At 72.0% G+C, this 18,419-nt stretch carries 20 protein-coding genes; 1 reads left to right on the top strand and 19 read right to left on the bottom strand.

Features of this window, described 5'->3' with window-relative positions; translation table 11 throughout:
• Positions 1 to 32 precede the first annotated feature (32 nt).
• The 16 genes from nucS to rpmE form a co-directional block, all read right to left on the bottom strand.
• Positions 33 to 728 carry an endonuclease NucS gene (nucS, locus tag D1825_RS15260; RefSeq protein WP_118768269.1) on the bottom strand — a complete coding sequence of 232 codons (696 nt, stop codon included), beginning with the start codon at positions 726 to 728 and terminating at the stop codon, positions 33 to 35.
• Between the two features lie 7 nt (positions 729 to 735).
• Positions 736 to 1,140 (bottom strand): DUF2550 family protein, encoded by a 405-nt coding sequence (locus tag D1825_RS15255; RefSeq protein ID WP_158580750.1) that lies wholly within the window; start codon positions 1,138 to 1,140, stop codon positions 736 to 738.
• 13 nt (positions 1,141 to 1,153) lie between these two features.
• Complete coding sequence (locus D1825_RS15250; RefSeq protein WP_118768267.1) at positions 1,154 to 1,438, bottom strand: F0F1 ATP synthase subunit epsilon; 285 nt, start codon at positions 1,436 to 1,438, stop codon at positions 1,154 to 1,156.
• A 100-nt stretch (positions 1,439 to 1,538) separates the two neighbouring features.
• Positions 1,539 to 3,020, bottom strand: a complete 1,482-nt coding sequence (atpD, locus tag D1825_RS15245) for a F0F1 ATP synthase subunit beta (protein ID WP_118768266.1) — start codon at positions 3,018 to 3,020, stop codon at positions 1,539 to 1,541.
• 48 nt (positions 3,021 to 3,068) lie between these two features.
• A complete protein-coding gene (locus D1825_RS15240) occupies positions 3,069 to 3,962 on the bottom strand; it encodes a F0F1 ATP synthase subunit gamma (protein ID WP_118768265.1) in 894 nt (297 codons plus the stop codon).
• 3 nt (positions 3,963 to 3,965) lie between these two features.
• Entirely contained in the window at positions 3,966 to 5,594 is a 1,629-nt protein-coding gene (gene atpA / locus D1825_RS15235) for a F0F1 ATP synthase subunit alpha (protein ID WP_118768264.1), read from the bottom strand.
• An 88-nt stretch (positions 5,595 to 5,682) separates the two neighbouring features.
• Complete coding sequence (locus D1825_RS15230) at positions 5,683 to 6,495, bottom strand: F0F1 ATP synthase subunit delta (RefSeq protein WP_118768263.1); 813 nt, start codon at positions 6,493 to 6,495, stop codon at positions 5,683 to 5,685.
• Positions 6,495 to 7,067 carry a F0F1 ATP synthase subunit B gene (locus D1825_RS15225; RefSeq protein ID WP_118768289.1) on the bottom strand — a complete coding sequence of 191 codons (573 nt, stop codon included), beginning with the start codon at positions 7,065 to 7,067 and terminating at the stop codon, positions 6,495 to 6,497. Before D1825_RS15225 ends, D1825_RS15230 begins: the two co-directional genes overlap by 1 nt.
• Entirely contained in the window at positions 7,067 to 7,297 is a 231-nt protein-coding gene (atpE, locus tag D1825_RS15220) for an ATP synthase F0 subunit C (RefSeq protein WP_118768262.1), read from the bottom strand. Before atpE ends, D1825_RS15225 begins: the two co-directional genes overlap by 1 nt.
• Before the next feature lie 74 nt (positions 7,298 to 7,371).
• Positions 7,372 to 8,193, bottom strand: coding sequence for a F0F1 ATP synthase subunit A (atpB, locus tag D1825_RS15215; RefSeq protein WP_233549930.1), 822 nt, complete (start codon positions 8,191 to 8,193; stop codon positions 7,372 to 7,374).
• 74 nt (positions 8,194 to 8,267) lie between these two features.
• Positions 8,268 to 8,756, bottom strand: coding sequence for a hypothetical protein (locus D1825_RS15210; protein ID WP_118768261.1), 489 nt, complete (start codon positions 8,754 to 8,756; stop codon positions 8,268 to 8,270).
• Positions 8,753 to 9,898, bottom strand: a complete 1,146-nt coding sequence (locus D1825_RS15205; protein ID WP_118768260.1) for an MraY family glycosyltransferase — start codon at positions 9,896 to 9,898, stop codon at positions 8,753 to 8,755. Before D1825_RS15205 ends, D1825_RS15210 begins: the two co-directional genes overlap by 4 nt.
• Positions 9,895 to 10,563 (bottom strand): L-threonylcarbamoyladenylate synthase, encoded by a 669-nt coding sequence (locus D1825_RS15200; protein WP_118768259.1) that lies wholly within the window; start codon positions 10,561 to 10,563, stop codon positions 9,895 to 9,897. Before D1825_RS15200 ends, D1825_RS15205 begins: the two co-directional genes overlap by 4 nt.
• The gene (gene prmC / locus D1825_RS15195) at positions 10,560 to 11,438 is read right to left on the bottom strand and encodes a peptide chain release factor N(5)-glutamine methyltransferase (RefSeq protein ID WP_233549929.1); all 879 of its coding nucleotides are present in this window, start codon (positions 11,436 to 11,438) and stop codon (positions 10,560 to 10,562) included. Before prmC ends, D1825_RS15200 begins: the two co-directional genes overlap by 4 nt.
• A 20-nt stretch (positions 11,439 to 11,458) precedes the next feature.
• Positions 11,459 to 12,544 (bottom strand): peptide chain release factor 1, encoded by a 1,086-nt coding sequence (gene prfA / locus D1825_RS15190; protein ID WP_118768258.1) that lies wholly within the window; start codon positions 12,542 to 12,544, stop codon positions 11,459 to 11,461.
• Positions 12,545 to 12,691: 147 nt separating this feature from the next.
• Positions 12,692 to 12,904 carry a 50S ribosomal protein L31 gene (rpmE, locus tag D1825_RS15185; RefSeq protein ID WP_118768257.1) on the bottom strand — a complete coding sequence of 71 codons (213 nt, stop codon included), beginning with the start codon at positions 12,902 to 12,904 and terminating at the stop codon, positions 12,692 to 12,694.
• 328 nt (positions 12,905 to 13,232) lie between these two features.
• On the opposite strand from rpmE, the gene D1825_RS15180 reads away from it, so the two are divergent.
• Entirely contained in the window at positions 13,233 to 14,363 is a 1,131-nt protein-coding gene (locus tag D1825_RS15180; protein WP_118768256.1) for a glycosyltransferase family 4 protein, read from the top strand.
• Between the two features lie 341 nt (positions 14,364 to 14,704).
• Here the strand turns inward: D1825_RS15180 and D1825_RS15170 are convergent, their stop codons facing one another.
• The 3 genes from D1825_RS15170 to thrB all read right to left on the bottom strand — a co-directional run bounded on the left by D1825_RS15170 (position 14,705) and on the right by thrB (position 18,415).
• Positions 14,705 to 15,028 (bottom strand): TfoX/Sxy family protein, encoded by a 324-nt coding sequence (locus D1825_RS15170; protein WP_118768254.1) that lies wholly within the window; start codon positions 15,026 to 15,028, stop codon positions 14,705 to 14,707.
• Between the two features lie 99 nt (positions 15,029 to 15,127).
• Positions 15,128 to 17,200, bottom strand: coding sequence for a transcription termination factor Rho (gene rho / locus D1825_RS15165; RefSeq protein WP_118768253.1), 2,073 nt, complete (start codon positions 17,198 to 17,200; stop codon positions 15,128 to 15,130).
• Between the two features lie 279 nt (positions 17,201 to 17,479).
• On the bottom strand, positions 17,480 to 18,415 hold the full coding sequence (gene thrB, locus D1825_RS15160; protein ID WP_118768252.1) for a homoserine kinase: 936 nt from the start codon (positions 18,413 to 18,415) through the stop codon (positions 17,480 to 17,482).
• Positions 18,416 to 18,419 lie beyond the last annotated feature (4 nt).

The raw sequence follows: 18,419 nt of genomic DNA, 5'->3' as shown, positions 1-18,419 counted from the left end.
ACGTGGAGCTACGACGTCAAGTCGGGGGACGGTCAGAAGAGGCGGGAGTCCACGTCGTCGACGCCGCGCATCGCGTCGTAGTCGAGCACGAGGCAGCCGATGCCGCGGTCGGTTGCGAGGACGCGCGCCTGGGGCTTGATCTCCTGGGCGGCGAACACCCCGCGGACGGGAGCCAGGTGCGGGTCGCGGTTGAGCAGCTCGAGGTAGCGGGTCAGCTGCTCGACGCCGTCGATGTCGCCGCGGCGCTTGATCTCGATCGCGACGGTCGCGCCGCTGGCATCACGGGCCAGGATGTCGACCGGCCCGATCGCCGTGGGGAACTCGCGCCGGACCAGCGTGTGGCCGGTGCCCAGCAGGCCGATCTGCGCGGCCAGGAGCGCCTGGAGGTGCGCCTCGACGCCGTCCTTGACCAGGCCGGGGTCCACGCCGAGATCGTGCGCGGAGTCGCTCAGGACGTCGTACAGGTCGATGACCAGGCGGTCGTCGGACTTGGTGTGCTGCACGGTCCAGACCTGCGTGACGCCGGCCGCGCGCGACTCGTCGTCGGGCTCGCTGACCGCGAGCGTGCAGGGCGGGCTCATCCAGTTCAGCGGCTTGTAGGAGCCGCCGTCGGAGTGCAGCAGGACGCTGCCGTCCGCCTTGACCACCACGAGGCGGGTGGCACGGGGCAGGTGGGCGTTGAGGCGACCGCTGTAGCGCGCGGCGCAGGACGCGACGACGAGACGCACGACCGGCTCAGATCACCGAGTCGATGCGGGAGGGGGTGGCCTCGATCCACGAGGTCAGACCCTCGTACGCCTCGCGGCTCATGAGCAGCGGGACGTCGTCGTTGCCCGCGACGCGGCAGGTCACCACGACGTTCCCCTCCCCTGCGTCGACTCGCTCGAGCACCGCGAGCCCGCGGCGGTCCCAGCGGTGGCCGGGACGCGGCGCGAGCGAGACATGGCGCCACCAGTAGAGATGTTCCGCGCCGTACTGCGCGATGCCCGCGGACCACGGGCCGGAGCCGGTCCGGCCGAGCGCGCAGCGGAACGAGCCGACGCGGTGCCCGAGCGTGCGGCTGCGCGAGACCCAGAGGCCGCCCAGCACGAGCGCGACGACGAGGACCACGACCGCCGCGACGAGGACCAGCGTGGGCACCGGGCGGACGACCTCAGTGCGCCGACGAGGCCGAGGCGGTCCTGCTGACGGCGTCGACCACGATCGTGGCGCGGTTGTCGTCGAAGGACAGGAAGCCGCCCTCGACGTGCCAGCGCTCGACGGGGCCGCCACCCTCGGGGTACACGCGGATCTCGCCCTCACGAAGGATCGTGAGGACGGGGGTGTGACCGGCCAGGATGCCGATCTCACCGTCGCCGGCGGGCGCGATGAGCTGGCGGGCCGTGCCCGTCCAGACCTTGCCGTCGGTGGCGACGAGGTCGACCTCGAGCGATGCCACGGATCCTCCTAGATAGCTGTGTCGCGGCCCTTGCGGGGCGCGTGCGGTGTCCTGCACCCAGTGTGCGCCGGGCCGGGCGGCCCGGCGCACCACGGGGATGTCAGACGCCGTACTCCTTCTGGATGCGGGCCCAGTTGCGCTCGAGGTCCTCGAGGCCACCGATGTTGAAGAAGGCCTGCTCGGCGATGTGGTCGAACTCGCCCGCCGCGATCTTCTTGAACGCCTCGACGGTCTCCGCGATCGGGACGGTCGAGCCGACGACGCCCGTGAACTTCTCGGCCATGTACGTGTTCTGCGAGAGGAACTGCTGGATGCGGCGCGCACGCGCCACGACCGTCTTGTCCTCCTCGGAGAGCTCGTCGACACCGAGGATCGCGATGATGTCCTGGAGCTCCTTGTTGCGCTGCAGGATCTGCTTGACCTGCGTCGCCACGTCGTAGTGCTCCTGGCCCACGTAGCGCGGGTCGAGGATGCGGCTCGTCGACGTCAGCGGGTCCACGGCCGGGTAGAGGCCGCGCGAGGCGATCTCACGGCTGAGCTCCGTGGTGGCGTCGAGGTGCGCGAACGTCGTGGCCGGCGCGGGGTCGGTGTAGTCGTCGGCGGGGACGTAGATCGCCTGGAGCGACGTGATCGAGTGACCACGCGTCGAGGTGATGCGCTCCTGCAGGACGCCCATCTCGTCGGCCAGGTTCGGCTGGTAACCCACGGCGGACGGCATGCGGCCGAGCAGCGTGGAGACCTCGGAACCGGCCTGCGTGAAGCGGAAGATGTTGTCGATGAAGAGCAGCACGTCCTGCTTCTGCACGTCGCGGAAGTACTCCGCCATCGTCAGGGCGGACAGGGCGACGCGCAGACGCGTGCCCGGCGGCTCGTCCATCTGGCCGAAGACGAGGGCGGTCTTGTCGAATACGCCCGCCTCCTCCATCTCGACGATGAGGTCGTTGCCCTCACGGGTGCGCTCGCCGACGCCGGCGAACACGGAGACACCACCGTGGTTGAGCGCGACGCGCTGGATCATCTCCTGGATGAGGACCGTCTTGCCGACGCCCGCACCACCGAAGAGGCCGATCTTCCCGCCCGTGACGTACGGCGTCAGCAGGTCGATGACCTTGATGCCGGTCTCGAACATCTGCGTCTTGCTCTCGAGCTGGTCGAAGGCCGGGGGCTTGCGGTGGATCGGCCAGCGCTCGGTGACCTCGAACTGCTCGCCCTCCTTGAGGTTGAGCACCTCGCCGGTGACGTTGAAGACGTGACCCTTGGTGATGTCACCGACGGGCACGGAGATGGCGGCGCCCGTGTCGGTCACGTGCGCGCCGCGCACGAGGCCGTCGGTCGGCTTGAGCGCGATCGCGCGGACCAGCGAGTCGCCCAGGTGCTGGGCGACCTCGAGGGTCATCGTGAACTTGCTCTCGCCCTCGCCCTGGCTCGACAGGTCGATGTCGACCGTGAGCGCGTTGTACAGCTCGGGGAGCTGGTCCGCGGGGAACTCGATGTCCACGATCGGGCCGATGACCCGGGCGACCCGACCCACGCCGGGCGTGCCGGCGGTGGCGGCCGTCTCGTCGACGGTGGTGGCGGTCATGTCTGGCCTCGCTTCGTTGGCTGTGTCATACGGGGGAAGTGCGGAGGATCAGGAGGCGAGTGCGTCGGCGCCCGACACGATCTCGCTGATCTCCTGGGTGATCTCGCCCTGACGAGCCTGGTTGGCCAGTCGGGTGTACATGCGGATGAGGTCCTCCGCATTCTCGGTCGCCGTGTGCATCGCGCGCTGGCGGGCAGCCAGCTCGGACGCGGCGGCCTGGAGCAGCGACGCGTAGATGCGGCTGCGCACGTAGCGCGGCAGCAGTGCGTCGAGGACCACGGCGGGCTCGGGCTCGAACTCGTAGAGCGGGAGCGTCTCGGCGTCGTCGGCGGGCGCGACGCCCTCGACGATCTCGAGCGGCAGCAGCCGGATCACGCGAGGACGCTGCGTGACCATGTTGACGAACTGCGTGTAGACGACGTGCACCTCGGCGACGCCACCCTCGTCGGCCGGCGCCCGGTAGGCGTCCAGGATCGCCTCGGCGATCTCCCCGGCGACCTCGGTGCTCGGCGCGTCCGAGTGGCCCGACCAGGACCCCTCGATGTCACGGCCACGGAACGTGTAGAAGCTCACCGCGCGACGACCCGAGACGTACAGGGCGACCTGCTTGCCCTCACGCTCGAGCCGCTCGACGAGCCGCTCCGTCTCGCGGATGACGCTCGCCGAGTAGGCGCCCGCCATGCCGCGGTCCGAGGCGATCACGAGCACCGCGACCCGCTTCGTGTCCGTTCGCTCCACCAGGAACGGGTGGGTCACGTTGGAGTGGGTCGCGACGGCCGAGACCGCACGCGTGATCGCCCGCGAGTACGGCGCAGCCTTGGCCACCCGGTCACGCGCACGCCCGATGCGCGAAGCCGCGATGAGCTCCTGCGCCCGGAACATCTTCTTGAGCGCCTGGGTGGACTTGATGCGCTGCTTGTAGACGCGCTGCAGACCGGCCATCGATCAGGCCTTCTTCTGACGGACGATCTGCTCCTGCTCGACGTCGACGTCCTCACCGTCGGACTCGCCACCGACCAGGGGCGAGCCGTCCTGCTTGAGGAAGCCCTGACGGAAGGTGTCGACCGCGTCGGCCAGAGCCTTCTCGGTGCCCTCCTCGAGCTTGCCGGTCGACGCGATCGTCGTCAGCACGTCCGTGTTGCGCTTGAGGTGGTCGAGCAGCTCGGACTCGAAGCGACGCACGTCCTCGATCGGGACGTCGTCCAGCTTGCCCTTGGTACCGGCCCAGATCGAGGCGACCTGGTCCTCGACCGAGAACGGGCTGTACTGACCCTGCTTGAGCAGCTCGGTCAGGCGGGCGCCACGGGCCAGCTGCGCGCGGCTCGTCGCGTCGAGGTCGGACGCGAACATCGCGAACGCCTCGAGCGAGCGGAACTGCGCGAGGTCGAGCTTCAGCGTGCCGGAGACCGACTTCATCGCCTTGACCTGCGCGGCACCACCGACGCGGGACACCGAGATGCCGACGTCGACGGCGGGGCGCTGGTCGGCGTTGAACAGGTCCGACTGCAGGAAGATCTGGCCGTCGGTGATCGAGATGACGTTGGTCGGGATGTACGCCGAGACGTCGTTGGCCTTGGTCTCGATGACCGGCAGACCGGTCATCGAGCCCGCGCCCAGCTCGTCCGACAGCTTCGCGCAACGCTCGAGCAGACGGGAGTGCAGGTAGAAGACGTCACCCGGGTAGGCCTCGCGGCCCGGCGGACGACGCAGCAGGAGCGACACGGCGCGGTACGCCTCGGCCTGCTTCGACAGGTCGTCGAACACGATGAGGACGTGCTTGCCCTGGTACATCCAGTGCTGGCCGATGGCCGAGCCGGTGTACGGGGCGAGGTACTTGAAGCCGGCCGGGTCCGAGGCGGGAGCAGCGACGATCGTCGTGTACTCCAGCGCGCCGGCCTCCTCGAGCGCGCCGCGGACGGCAGCGATCGTGGAGCCCTTCTGGCCGATGGCGACGTAGATGCAGCGGACCTGCTTCTCCGGGTCGCCCGACTCCCAGTTGGCCTTCTGGTTGATGATCGTGTCGATCGCGATGGCCGTCTTGCCGGTCTGGCGGTCGCCGATGATCAGCTGACGCTGGCCGCGGCCGATCGGGATCATCGAGTCGATGGCCTTGAGGCCGGTCTGCAGCGGCTCGTGGACCGACTTGCGGGCCATGACGCCGGGGGCCTGCAGCTCGAGGGCACGACGCGCGTCCGTCTCGATGGCGCCGAGGCCGTCGATGGGCTCGCCCAGCGGGTCGACGACGCGACCGAGGTAGCCGTCGCCGACGGCGACCGACAGGACCTCGCCCGTGCGGCGGACCTCCTGGCCCTCCTCGATGCCCGTGAACTCACCGAGCACGACGACGCCGATCTCGCGCACGTCGAGGTTCAGCGCCAGGCCGAGCGTGCCGTCCTCGAAGCGGAGCAGCTCGTTCGCCATCGCGCCGGGCAGTCCCTCGACCTGGGCGATGCCGTCGCCCGAGAGGGTCACGCGGCCGACCTCTTCCGAGACCACGCCGGTCGGCTCGTAGGACTTCACGAAGCTGTCCAGCGCGGCCCGGATCTCCTCCGGCCGGATCGTCAGCTCAGCCATTGCTCTTCTCCTCGTCAATCGCACGGGGTGCGTGCGGTCTCACATGTCGTGGTGCTCGCCGTGATGCGGCGCGCGGGGTCACGCTGGTTCAGCTGGCCACTCGTCGGCGGGCGTCCGCCAGGCGGGCGAGCACCGTCGAGTCGACGACGTTCGGGCCCACCTGGATGCGCAGGCCACCGAGCACCTGCGAGTCGTTCACCTCGTTGATCTGCACGGCGCGGCCGTAGGCCCGCTCGAGGATCGAGGCCAGTCGATCGCGCTGCGCCGTCGTCAGGGGCGCGGCGGAGGTGACCGTCGCGACCTGCCGGCTGCGGCGCTCGGCGATCAGGTCAGCGATGTGGCCCAGCGTTGCGACGTAGCGACGACCGCGGGGGGCGGAAGCCGCACGGCGCGCGATCGCGGCCGTCGCGGGGTCGGTGCGGTCGGCCAGGATGCGGTCGACCAGGCTCGCCCGGGCGTCGCCCGGGATCTTGTCGTCGAACAGCGTCTGGCGGACCTCGCGCTGCCCGACCAGGGCCCGGGTGAGGCGGAACAGCTCGTCCTCGACCCGGTCCAGCTCGCCCCGCGCGTTCGCCGAGGCGAGCAGCGCGTGGAACGCGAGGTGCTCGACGGCGTCTGCCAGGTCACGGTCCTCGGACCAGCGCGAGGCGACCAGGCCCTGCGCCGCCTCGACGACCGCGGGCTCGGCGCCCGTCAGCAGCTGTGCGACCACGGCGCCCTTGGGGGCCGCCGGGATCGACGGGTCCGCCAGGGTCCGGCGCAGCGAGCCGGAGTGGTCCAGCGCGTCGACGAGCGCGAACAGCTGCTCCCCGAGCACCGAGGCCTTGGCGCCGGCGGCGCCGAGGACCGGCTCGAAGCGGCCCTCCGCGGCATCCAGCGACGCCCGACTCGTCCCACGCATCAGTTCCCCTTACCTGCGTCCGCAGCGGTGCTGGCCTCGAGCTCGTCCAGGAAGCGCTCGACGACGCGCGAACGACGCGCCTCGTCCGCGAGCGACTCGCCGACGATCTTCGACGCGAGCTCCGTGGCCAGCTCGCCGACCTCGTTGCGCAGCGAGACCGAGGCCTGCTGGCGCTCGGCGTCGATCTGGCGCTGGGCGTTCTCGACGATCCGGGCAGCCTCGGCGGTGGCGCGCGTGCGCGACTCCGCCACGATCGCGGTGCCCTCGGCGCGCGCCTCCTCGCGGATGCGTGCGGCCTCCGTCCGGGCCTCCGTGAGCTGCTGCTGGTACTCGTCCTTGGCAGCCGCGGCCTCGGCCTGGGCGGCCTCCGCCTTGGCCAGTCCACCCTCGACCAGCTCGGTGCGCTCGTCGAGCACCGCCTGGATCTTCGGCAGCGCGTACTTGAGGAACACGACGCCGAGGATGATGACGATGAACAGCGACCAGACGATGTCGTAGGTCTCAGGCAGCAGCGGGTTCGGCGTCTCGGCCTCCTCCGCAGCTGTCAGGAGGCCTGCGATGGTCCCGCTGATCACGGGAAGATGAACGGGGTCACGAGGCCGAGCAGGCCGAAGACCTCGATGAAGGCAAGACCGATGAACATGGTCGAACGCAGCTGACCCGACATCTCGGGCTGACGCGCCATGCTCTCGATCGTCTTGCCGAACAGGATGCCCAGACCGATGCCGGGGCCGATGGCGGCGAGGCCGTAGCCGATGACCGCGAGGTTGCCGGTGATCTCCACTGGTGTGGTTCCTTTCATCAGCGCGCCGCTCGGCGCGTCCGTGGGTGGGCGGCTGGTTACCTCGTGCAACCGGCCGCGGTCGCGAGTGCCTGTCAGTGCTCCGGCTCGAGAGCCATCTGCAGGTACACCGCGGTGAGGATGGCGAACACGTACGCCTGCAGTGCGGCGACGAAGATCTCGAGCAGGTAGAACGCGAACCCGCCCGCGAGGGTGACGGCTCCGAGGACCTTGAGGCCCCCCGCCGCCTGGAAGAAGAGGTACGACGTCGCCGAGAAGCACAGGGCGAGCAGCAGGTGCCCGGCCATCATGTTGGCGAAGAGTCGGATCGTCAGCGTCGCGGGCCGCAGCAGGAAGACCTGCAGGAACTCGACCGGCGTCAGCACGATGTAGACGAACTTCGGGACACCCGGGGGGAAGAGCTGGCCCTTGAGGAACCCGCCCACGCCCAGCGAGCGCACCGCGTCGATGAGGTAGAGGAAGAACACCCACAGCGCGAAGATCAGCGGCAGGCCGATCACGGAGGTGCCGGCGACGTTGAGGAACGGCACGACGCCGGTGATGTTCAGGAAGAAGATCGAGAACAGGATCGTGGTGATGACCGGGGCGTACTTCTTGCCCAGCTTCTCGCCGAGGATCTCGTCCGCGATGCCCTTGCGGGCGAAGTTCATGACCATCTCGATGATGACCTGACCGCGGCCGGGCACCAGCTTCGCGCGCTTGGCGGCGAGGATGATGATCGTCAGCAGCACGGCCGTCGCGATGAACCGGACGATCATGATCCGGTTGATCTCGAACGGGGTGCCCTCGAAGAGCACGGCCGGGGGGAAGAAGTCCGCGAGGGACGGCGCGTGGAAACCGCTGTCATCCGCGGCGAGCGGCAGGATCGTCGCAAGGCTGGACAGGGCGGTCTCCAAAGTTCGATGCGCGGTGCCGCGTCAGTGCGGGCACACTCAGCGCGGTCGGCCGTCGTGGTTGGGGGAAGCCTAACCTATGAAACGGATGACTCCGGACCCGGGCCGCCCTCGCCGAGGGCTCCGGCGGAGGGCGTCGGCTCGATGTAGGGGATCCGCCCGCGCTGCACGGCGCGCGCGTCCAGGATCGCCGAGCCCAGGACCCCGGCGAACAGCACGAGACCGAGCACCGTGCGGTTGTAGAAGTCGAACTGGCCGAGCACGGCGAGCGCGACGAAGACGACCACGATCTTGCCCAGCCAGGCGCCCATGATGACCGCCGTGGTGTGGGCCGGCGAGGTGTTCACCGTCCGCAGGACCGAGATCACCGTGGTGCCCGAGAAGATCAGCGCGAGCGCGACGCCGAGCAGCGCACCCCAGACGCCCTTGAGGCCCGCGGTGAGCGCGCCGATGCCGACGCCGAGCACGAGCAGGGCGCCGAGCATCCAGAACATGTCCCGCAGCGCGCGGCGGAACGCGTCGGCAGCGGCGGCCTCGGACAGGGGGGCGGGGCTGGGGGTGGTCATCGAGCTGGCTCCGTGGTCTTCTCGGTCTTCGTGGTCTCGACGGGCGGCGGCGGGCGGCGTCGACGGCCGCGCAGCGGGCCCAGGGTGGCTGCCAGCGCGAGCACGACGCCGACGACGAGCAGCCACACCACGACCGTCGTCGAGAACAGCACGAGGGCTGCGACGCCGAACGCGATCACCGCCGTCCAGACGTACATGATGACGACCGCGCGGCGGTGCGAGTGGCCCAGGCCGAGCAGTCGGTGGTGCAGGTGCATGCGGTCGGGGTGGAACGGGGACTTGCCCGCGCCGACGCGCCTGACCAGCGCGAGCGCCATGTCCAGCAGCGGCAGCAGCAGCACCGCGAACGGCAGCAGCATGGGCAGGAACGCGGGGAACGATGCGCGCTCGGAGACCGACTCGGGGTCGATCTGGCCGGTCACGACGACGGCCGCCGCCGAGAACACGAATCCGAGCAGCATCGCGCCGGAGTCGCCCATGAAGATGCGTGCCGGGTAGACGTTGTGCGGCAGGAACCCCACGCACGCGCCGACCAGCACGGCCAGCACGAGGGTCGCCAGGCTCGCGTAGTCCGAGCTCGTGTTCTTGGTGAGCAGGTAGGAGTAGAGCAGGAACGCGGTACCGCCGATCGCCAGCACACCCGCGGCGAGGCCGTCGAGCCCGTCGACGAAGTTCACCGCGTTCATCGCGATCACCACCGTGAGGATGGTGAGGAACGTCCACATCCGGGTCGAGCCGACCGTCACCCCGCCGATGGGCAGCTGGTAGAGCAGCACGCCCTGCCAGGCGAGGAACCCCGCGGCCAGCACCTGCCCCATGAGCTTGGTGAGCCAGTCCAGGTCCCAGATGTCGTCGGCCACGCCGAGCGCGCAGACCAGCGCCGCTCCCCCGACGATGCCGACGAGAGGCTTGGGGTTGTCGTAGACCGCGGACAGGAACGGCAGCTGGGAGGCCATGACGATCGCGAGCGCGATGCCGGCGAACATCGCCATGCCGCCCAGGCGAGGCGTGGGGATCGCGTGCACGTCGCGGTCGCGGACTGCGGTGATCGCGCCCCAGCGCAGGGCGCACCAGCGTGCCAGCGGCGTCGCCAGGTAGGCGATGGCGGCCGCCATGAGCAGGACGAGCAGGTAGACCCTCACCCGGCGGCGCCCTCGTCGTCGTCGGGCCCGACGACGTGCGCGACCTCGCACAGGCGCTCGAGGCTGATCGCACCCGCGCGCACGAGGCGCAGGGTGGGCGTGGTCGCGTCGACGATGCTCGACGAGACCCCGCCGGGCGCCTGACCGGCGTCGAGGTAGACGTCGACCGAGGCGCCGAGCTGCTCGAAGGCCTCCCCCGCCGTCAGCGCCGCGGGCGAGCCCGTGCGGTTGGCGCTCGAGACCGCGAGCGGGCCCGTGCGGCGTAGCAGCGCGAGCGCGGTGTCGTGGTCCGGCACCCGCAGCGCGACCGTGCCGCGCGTCTCGCCCAGGTCCCAGGCGAGCGAGGGCTGCGCGGCGACGATGATCGTCAGGCCACCGGGCCAGAAGGCCTCGGCGAGCGCGTGCGCCGCATCGGGCACGTCGGTCGCGAGCCCCGCCATCGTGCCGACCGCGGGGATCAGCACGGGCGGCGGCATCTGCCGGCCGCGGCCCTTGGCGTCGAGCAGCGCCTGGACCGCCGTGGGCGCGAAGGCGTCCGCGGCGATGCCGTAGACCGTGTCGGTCGGCAGCACCACGAGGCCGCCGCGGGACAGGGCGTTGACCGCCTCGTCGACCGCGGGGCCCCAGCTCGTCGGGTCACCTGCCGGTCGGATCCGCTCGTTCACGGCTGCGAGTCTGTCACGGAGAGCGGCCCGATCCGGCGCGCGACGAGCATGCGCGGCCGACCCGTGAGGTCCGGGCGGCTCTCGATCGCGGTGAACGCCCCGGCCACGGCCGCCGCGTCGCGCGCCTGCGCGTCCTGCACCTCGGCGTGCTCCATGACGAGCAGACCGCCGGGCTTGAGCAGGCGCGCCGCGGCCCGGATGACCGCGCGGGGGATGTCGAGCCCGTCCGCGCCGCCGCCGTAGAGGGCGAGGTCGGGGTCGTGGTCGCGCACCTCGGGGTCGACGGGCACGGCGTCGGGCGGGATGTAGGGCGGGTTCGAGACGAGCACGTCGACCGTGCCGTCCAGCTCCGCGAGCAGGGTCTCGTCGCGGACGTCGCCCTCGCGCACGTCGAGGTCGGCGCCGGCACCGTTGCGGCGCGTCAGCGCGACCGCGGCAGGCGAGGCGTCGACGGCCCAGACCCTCGCGGCGGGCACCTCGGTCGCCACCGACACCGCGATCCCGCCGGCCCCGGTGCAGAGGTCGACGACGAGCGGTCGCTCGCCGGCGGCGACGAGCCGCGCGGCCTCGTCGACCGCGACCTGCGCGACGACCTCGGTCTCGGGGCGCGGCACGAACACGCCCGCCTCGACGGCCATCGTCAGGTAGCGGAAGCCCGTGCGGCCCGTGATGTGCTGCAGCGGCTCGCGCAGGCGGCGGCGCTCGACGAGCCCGGCGTACTCGAGCGCGAAGCCCTCGGGCGCGGGCGGGGCGAGCACGAGCTCGAGCCGGTCCAGGCCCAGCGCGAACGCGGCCAGCTCGATCGCGTCGACCCGCGGCGAGCCGACGCCGGCCTCGGCGAGGAGCCTGGTCGCGCCCTCGACCAGCTCGCGCACGCCCAGCCTCGCTGCTTCGCTCACTGGTCCCCCGCGGCCGCCAGGCGTGCGGCCTCGTCGGCGTCGATCGCGGACTGCACGACGGGCTGCAGGTCACCGCCGAGCACCGCGTCGAGGTTGTACGCCTTGTAGCCGGTGCGGTGGTCCGCGATCCGGTTCTCGGGGAAGTTGTAGGTGCGGATGCGCTCGGAGCGGTCGACCGTGCGGACCTGCGAGCGGCGCGCCTCGCTCGCGGCGGCGGCCGCCTCCTCCTGGCGCGCCGCGAGCAGCCGGGCGCGCAGCACGCGCATGGCCTGCTCGCGGTTCTGCAGCTGCGACTTCTCGTTCTGCATCGACACGACGATGCCGGTCGGCACGTGCGTGATGCGGACCGCGGAGTCCGTCGTGTTGACGGACTGGCCGCCGGGTCCGGACGAGCGGTAGACGTCGATGCGCAGGTCGTTCTGGTCGATCTCCACCTCGCCCTCGTCGTCCGCCTCCGGGAAGACGAGCACGCCGGCGGCCGACGTGTGGATGCGCCCCTGCGACTCGGTGACCGGCACGCGCTGCACGCGGTGCACGCCCCCCTCGTACTTCAGGTGCGCCCACACGCCGTCCTCGGGGGCGGTCGCGCCGCGGGACTTCACCGCGAGCTGCGCGTCCTTGTAGCCGCCCATGTCCGACTCGGTGGCCTCGAGGAGCTGGGTCGCCCAGCCCATCTTCTCCGCGTAGCGGGTGTACATCCGCAGCAGGTCTGCCGCGAACAGGGCCGACTCCTCGCCGCCCTCGCCCGCCTTGACCTCGAGGATCACGTCGCGCGCGTCGTCGGGGTCGCGCGGGATCAGGACGTTGCGCAGCCGCGCGGCGGCCTCGTCGGCCGCGGCACGCAGCTCGGGGAGCTCGGCGGCGAACGCCGGGTCCTCGGCGAGCTCAGCGGCGGCCTGCGCGTCGTCGGACGCGGCCTCCCACGCCTTGTAGGCCTGGGCGACCCGCCCGAGCTCGGCGTACCGGCGGCCGAGCGTGCGGGCGCGACCGGCGTCGGCGTGCACGGCGGGGTCCGCCAGCTGCGCCTCGATCTGCGCGTGCTCGGCGAGCAGCGGCAGTGCTGCGGCGAAGGCGTCGCTCACGGAGGAGCTCCTGTCATGGGACGTGCGCGGGGGACGACACCGGGCGGTCGCGGGATCGGGCCCGGGAAACGACACAGCGCCGGTGCCCGCACGGACACTGCCATGGAGGGCAGTCGTCCGCGCTGGGGCACCGGCGCTGTGGGAGTGCTAGTCGGCCTTCTTGCCGTAGCGCGCCTCGAAGCGGGCGACGCGGCCGCCGGTGTCGAGGATCTTCTGCTTGCCCGTGTAGAACGGGTGGCAGGCGCTGCAGACGTCGGCGTGGATCTTGCCGCTCGTCACGGTGGAGCGGGTGACGAAGGTGCTGCCGCACGTGCACGTGACCTCGGTGGTCACGTACTCGGGGTGGATGTCAGACTTCACAAGGATCTCCTCGTTCGGGTGTCTCCGGGTCCCACACGTGACTCGCGCGGGTGAACCGCAGACCAGCGGGACATTCTGCCAGAACAGGGCCGGTACCCGAAATCTTCCCGATCCGGCGGCCCGGATCGCCCCGGCCGGCGACACGGCCCGGACTCCCGCCGCGACCTCTCGTCGCCACCCTCCCGCGCCGACCCGGCCCGAGATAGCCGCACTTGGTACGCGAGTCACCTCCTGGGGCCGATTCGCACCCCAGGGGTTCACTCGTGTCACAAGTGCGGCTACCTCGGGCCACCTAGGATGGGGCGGCCCCGAGACCAGGAGGACATCTGTGCCGCGCACGCTCGTCGTGACCAACGACTTCCCGACGCGCCAGGGCGGCATCGAGGCCTTCGTTGCCGCGCTGTGCGACCGCTTCCCGGCGGGCGAGGTCGTCGTCTACACCTCCTCGATGCCCGGCGACGCGGCCTACGACGCGACGCTGCCCTACCCGGTGATCCGCGACCGCACCTCGATGCTGCTGCCGACGCGACGGGTGAGCCGCGACGTGGTGGCGGCGTTCCACGAGCACGGCTGCGACCGCGTGCTGTTCGGCGCGTCCGCTCCCCTGGGCCTGCTGGCTCCGGCACTGCGGGAGGCGGGTGCGCAGCGCGTCGTCGCGATCACGCACGGGCACGAGGTCTGGTGGGCGCGGGTACCCGTGATGCGCAGCCTGCTGCGCCGGATCGGCGACTCGGTCGACGTGCTCACGTACATCTCCGGCTGGTGCCGCGACCAGATCGCCCGCGGACTGTCCGACACCGGCCGTTCGCACCAGCAGCGGCTCGCGCCCGGTGTCGACTCGGCTCGCTTCTACCCCGGCTGCGGCGGCGACACGGTCCGCGCGTCGCTCGGCCTCCAGGACGCCCCGCTCGTCGTGTGCGCTGCGCGGCTCGTGGCCCGCAAGGGGCAGGACCAGCTCATCGCCGCCTGGCCGGCCGTGCAGCGCGCGGTGCCCGGCGCGCGGCTGCTGATCGTCGGCGACGGCAAGCACCGCGCGGCGCTCGACAAGCAGGTCGCGCGGCTCGGCCTCGCCGACGCGGTCACGTTCACCGGGGCCGTCACGTGGGCCGAGATCCCGCCCTACTTCGACGCGGCCGACGTGTTCGCGATGCCGTCCCGCACGCGCCTGGCCGGGCTCGAGCCCGAAGGGCTGGGGATCGTGTTCCTCGAGGCCGCCTCGTGCGAGAAGCCGGTCATCGTCGGCCGGTCCGGCGGCGCACCCGACGCGGTCGACGACGGCGTCACCGGCTACGTCGTGGACCCGACCTCGCCCGACGAGATCGCCGCGCGGATCGTCGAGCTGCTGACCGACCCGGCCAAGGCCCGGGCGATGGGCGTGGCCGGCCGGGCGCGGGCCCGGGCCGACTGGCAGTGGGACGACATCGCCGCGACGTGCCGGGAGTACCTGGGCGCCTCCTGACCGCGCCGATTCGGACGCGCGTCGCCGCAGGTCACTGGCCACGCAGGCCGTGGTATCTCACATCGTGGACGTCCCGCGCTCCCCCGCTGCGCACACGCGCCGGGACGGGTGACCGAGGGCCACGATGGGCTCACCGATCCCACCGAGGAGCTGAGCACCAATGACGGTGTGCCTGCACGTCTACCGCGGAGACCCCGACGGCCGGACGCCCGAGCCCGGAACCCACATCATGCGCACGTTCACCTGCGTGCGCTGCGGCCACAGCCGCGCGTTCGTCCATCACTGGCCGGCCCGCGCGAACGCCGCAACCGCTGCCGAGCTGTTCCACCGGCTGGTGTAGCTCAGCCGAGCGCGCTCGCCCGATCGACACCGAATCCGACCCACCGGGCGAGCTCGTCGTCGTCCTGCGCCGCGCCGGCGTCCACGCGGATCCAGCCCTTCATCGGGCGACCGCGCATCTCCATGGGTCTGGTCCCCGGTTCCCGGAGCAGCTCGGCGGTCTCGTCGGGCGCGACCCGGACCATGAGGCCGCCGTGGCTGCTCACCGCGACGGCCATGCTCCCGCCGACGAGGAACGCGAGCCCGCCGAACATCCGCTTCTCGGTGACCTCGGCAAGCCCCGCGAGCAGGGGCCGCACCCGGTCAGCCAACGCCTCGTCGACCATGACGCCCTCCTTCGTGCTCGGACCTCGATCGTCGCACCGGGGTCCGACAACGCAGATCGGCCCCCACCCCGACGAGGTGAGGGCCGACCGGATTGCGCGTCAGACCGTCCGGCCCGCGTTCTCCTCGCCCCAGCTGCCGGGCGTCGTCTTCTGCACCTGGAGCAGGAACTCCACGTTGGACTTCGTCTCGCGCAGCTTGCCGAGCAGCAGCTCGATGGCCTGCGTCTGGTCGAGCGCGCCCATCACGCGGCGCAGCTTGTAGACGATCTTGAGCTCGTCGTGCGAGAGCAGGACCTCCTCGCGGCGGGTGCTCGACGCGTTGACGTCGACCGCCGGGAAGATGCGCTTGTCCGCGAGCGAGCGGGACAGGCGCAGCTCCATGTTCCCGGTGCCCTTGAACTCCTCGAAGATGACCTCGTCCATCTTGGAGCCGGTCTCGACCAGGGCTGAGGCCAGGATGGTGAGCGAGCCACCGTTCTCGATGTTGCGCGCCGCGCCGAAGAACCGCTTGGGCGGGTAGAGCGCCGAGGCGTCGACACCACCGGACAGGATGCGGCCCGACGCCGGGGCGGCCAGGTTGTAGGCGCGCGAGAGGCGGGTCAGCGAGTCGAGCAGCACGACGACGTCCTGGCCGAGCTCGACCAGGCGCTTGGCGCGCTCGATCGCGAGCTCGGCGACGATCGTGTGGTCCGAGGCGGGGCGGTCGAACGTCGAGGCGATGACCTCGCCCTTGACCGTCCGCTCCATGTCCGTGACCTCTTCGGGGCGCTCGTCGACGAGCACGACCATGAGGTGGACCTCGGGGTTGTTGATCGCGATGGCGTTCGCGATCTGCTGCATGATGATCGTCTTGCCGGCCTTGGGGGGCGCGACGATCAGGCCGCGCTGGCCCTTGCCGATGGGCGCGACGATGTCGATCACGCGCGGTGTGAGGCGCGTGGACTCGGTCTCGAGGCGCAGGCGCTCCTGCGGGTACAGCGGCGTGAGCTTGCTGAACTCGGGGCGCGTGCGCGCCTGCTCGGGGTCCAGGCCGTTGACCGAGTCGAGCCGGACGAGCGCGTTGACCTTGCTCGGGCGGTTGCCCTGCGGGATCTGCTCGCCCTCGCGCGGCTGGCGCACCGCGCCGGTGATCGCGTCGCCGCGGCGCAGGCCGGACTTCTTGACCTGGTTCAGGGAGACGTACACGTCGCCCGGGCCGGGCAGGTAGCCCGAGGTGCGGACGAACGCGTAGCTGTCGAGCACGTCGAGGATGCCCGCGACGGGCAGCAGCACGTCGTCGTCGCTGACCTCGATCTCGTCGAGACCCGACAGGTCCGGACCGCCCGCGCGGGTGCCGCGACCGCGCTTGCGGTCCCGGTCGCGGTAGCGGTCGCGCGAGCGGCGGCGGCGGCCACCGGTCTCGTCGTCGAACTCGCCCTGCGTCTGCTGGTTCGGGTTCGCCTGGTTCGCGTTCGGCTGGTTCTGCGACGCCTGGTTCTGGTTGCCTTGGCCGTTCTGCGCGCCCTGGCCGTTCTGGCCGCCCTGCCGGTTCTGCTGGCGGGTGCCCTGCTCGCCCTGGCGCGGCTGGGCGGCCTGCTGCCGCTGGCCGTCCTGGCGCGAGGTCTCGGGCGCGTCCTGCTCGTCGGCGCCCTGGGGCGCGCCCGTGCCACGGCCCGAGCGGCGCGTGCGGCGCTCGCCCGTCACGGAGCCGACGGCGTCCGCGGCGCGTGCCGCACGGTCGTCGCGCGACTCGTCGGCGTGCGCCTCGGAGGCGGCGGGACGGGAGTCGTGGCCCAGCTTGGCGTCCAGTGCGGCCTCGAGGCCGGCGAGCGCGTCGGGCTGGCGGACGGTCTGGCGCGCGGGCTCGGACTGCTCGGCGGGGGCCTCGACGCGCACGGGAGCCGCGGCGGAGCCGGACTCGCGCGTGACGCGGCGGCGCGCCGGGGCGGCGGGCGGCTCGTCGGCGACGGCGACCGTCTGCTCGCGGCGGGTGTCCAGCGCCGACGAGGCGCTGTGGCGGCTGCCGCCACGGGCGGCCGAGATGGCCTCCACGAGGTCGCTCTTGCGCATCTTGGAGGTGCCCTTGACGCCCAGGCCGCTGGCCAGGGCCTGCAGCTCGGGCAGACGCAGTGCGGAGATCGACTGCGTGGACCCGCCGGACGTGCTCACGGCGGGCTCGATGGTGTCTGTCACGAAGGACCTTTCCCCTCGTCGGTGGCCGGGACCCTGAGATCGGGATTCGGCCGGTGTCCGGTCGGAGCGACCGAGACGGAGATGGAAGCCGCACGTGCTGCGTACGACGACGTCAGCGACGTCCTGCGCACGAGGGCTGGGGTGCTCCCGGGTGACCGGATCTCCGCGGAGTCCGGACGGGCTGTCCCGGCACGGCGGCCGAGGATGCGATCCGGGGAACGCGCCGATATTACCACTGTCGACCCGGCCGACCGCCGCCATGACCGCAGGGCGTGGACTTCACCCGTTCGCGACGCGCGCGACCTGGACCCCGTCGGTGTCGACCGCCAGCGGCAGCACGCGCCAGCCACCCATCGTCGGCCCGAAGGCCGTCGCGATCGCCTCGTCGGCGTCCGTCCCGGCGGCCGTCCGACGCGCCAGCGCGAGGACCGTCGGCCCGGCGCCGGAGACGACCGCTGCGACTCCTGCAGTGCGCAGCGCGTCGACGAGGGCGAGCGAGTGCGGCATCACCGCGCGGCGGTAGTCCTGGTGGAGCCGGTCGGCGGTTGCGTCGAGGAGCAGGTCCGGCCGACGACCGAGCGCCTCGACCAGGAGCGCCGCGCGGCCCGCCTGGAAGGCGGCGTCACGGTGCGGCACGGTGGCCGGCAGGACGCCGCGCGCGGACTCGGTCGAGAGCCGGGTCGCCGGGACGATCGCGATCGGTGCGACGTCGGGGTGGACGACGAGCGGCGCGGCCCCGACTCCCCCGGCCGTGCTCCACGCGACGGTCGCGCCACCGTGGATCGCCGGCGCCGCGTTGTCCGGGTGGCCCTCCATCTGGGTGGCCAGGCCGAGCACGACCTCGTCGGACAGCGCCTCGGGCTCGGACACGAGCCCGCGCGCGGCGGCGATGCCGGCGACGACGGCCGCGGCCGACGAGCCGAGCCCCCGACCGTGCGGGATCCGGTTGTGGCAGACCAGGTGGAGCCCGGCCTGCGGTGCGCCGACCAGGTCGAGCGCGGCACGCAGCGCCTGGACGACCAGGTGACGCTCGTCGTCGGGCACGTCGCCGGCGCCCTCACCCGTGACCTCGACGACGACGTCCGCCGAGCCGAGCAGGCGGACCTCGACGTCGTCGTACAGCGCCAGGGCCAGGCCGAGGGCGTCGAAGCCGGGACCGAGGTTCGCGCTCGTGGCGGGCACGCGCACGCGGACGCGGTCCGCACCGAGCCGCACTCCG

The organism is Cellulomonas rhizosphaerae (genome assembly GCF_003470205.1).
Classification (GTDB): domain Bacteria; phylum Actinomycetota; class Actinomycetes; order Actinomycetales; family Cellulomonadaceae; genus Cellulomonas; species Cellulomonas rhizosphaerae.
Note: the sequence above shows the minus strand (reverse complement) of the source record. Positions and strands in the feature narration are given on the sequence as shown.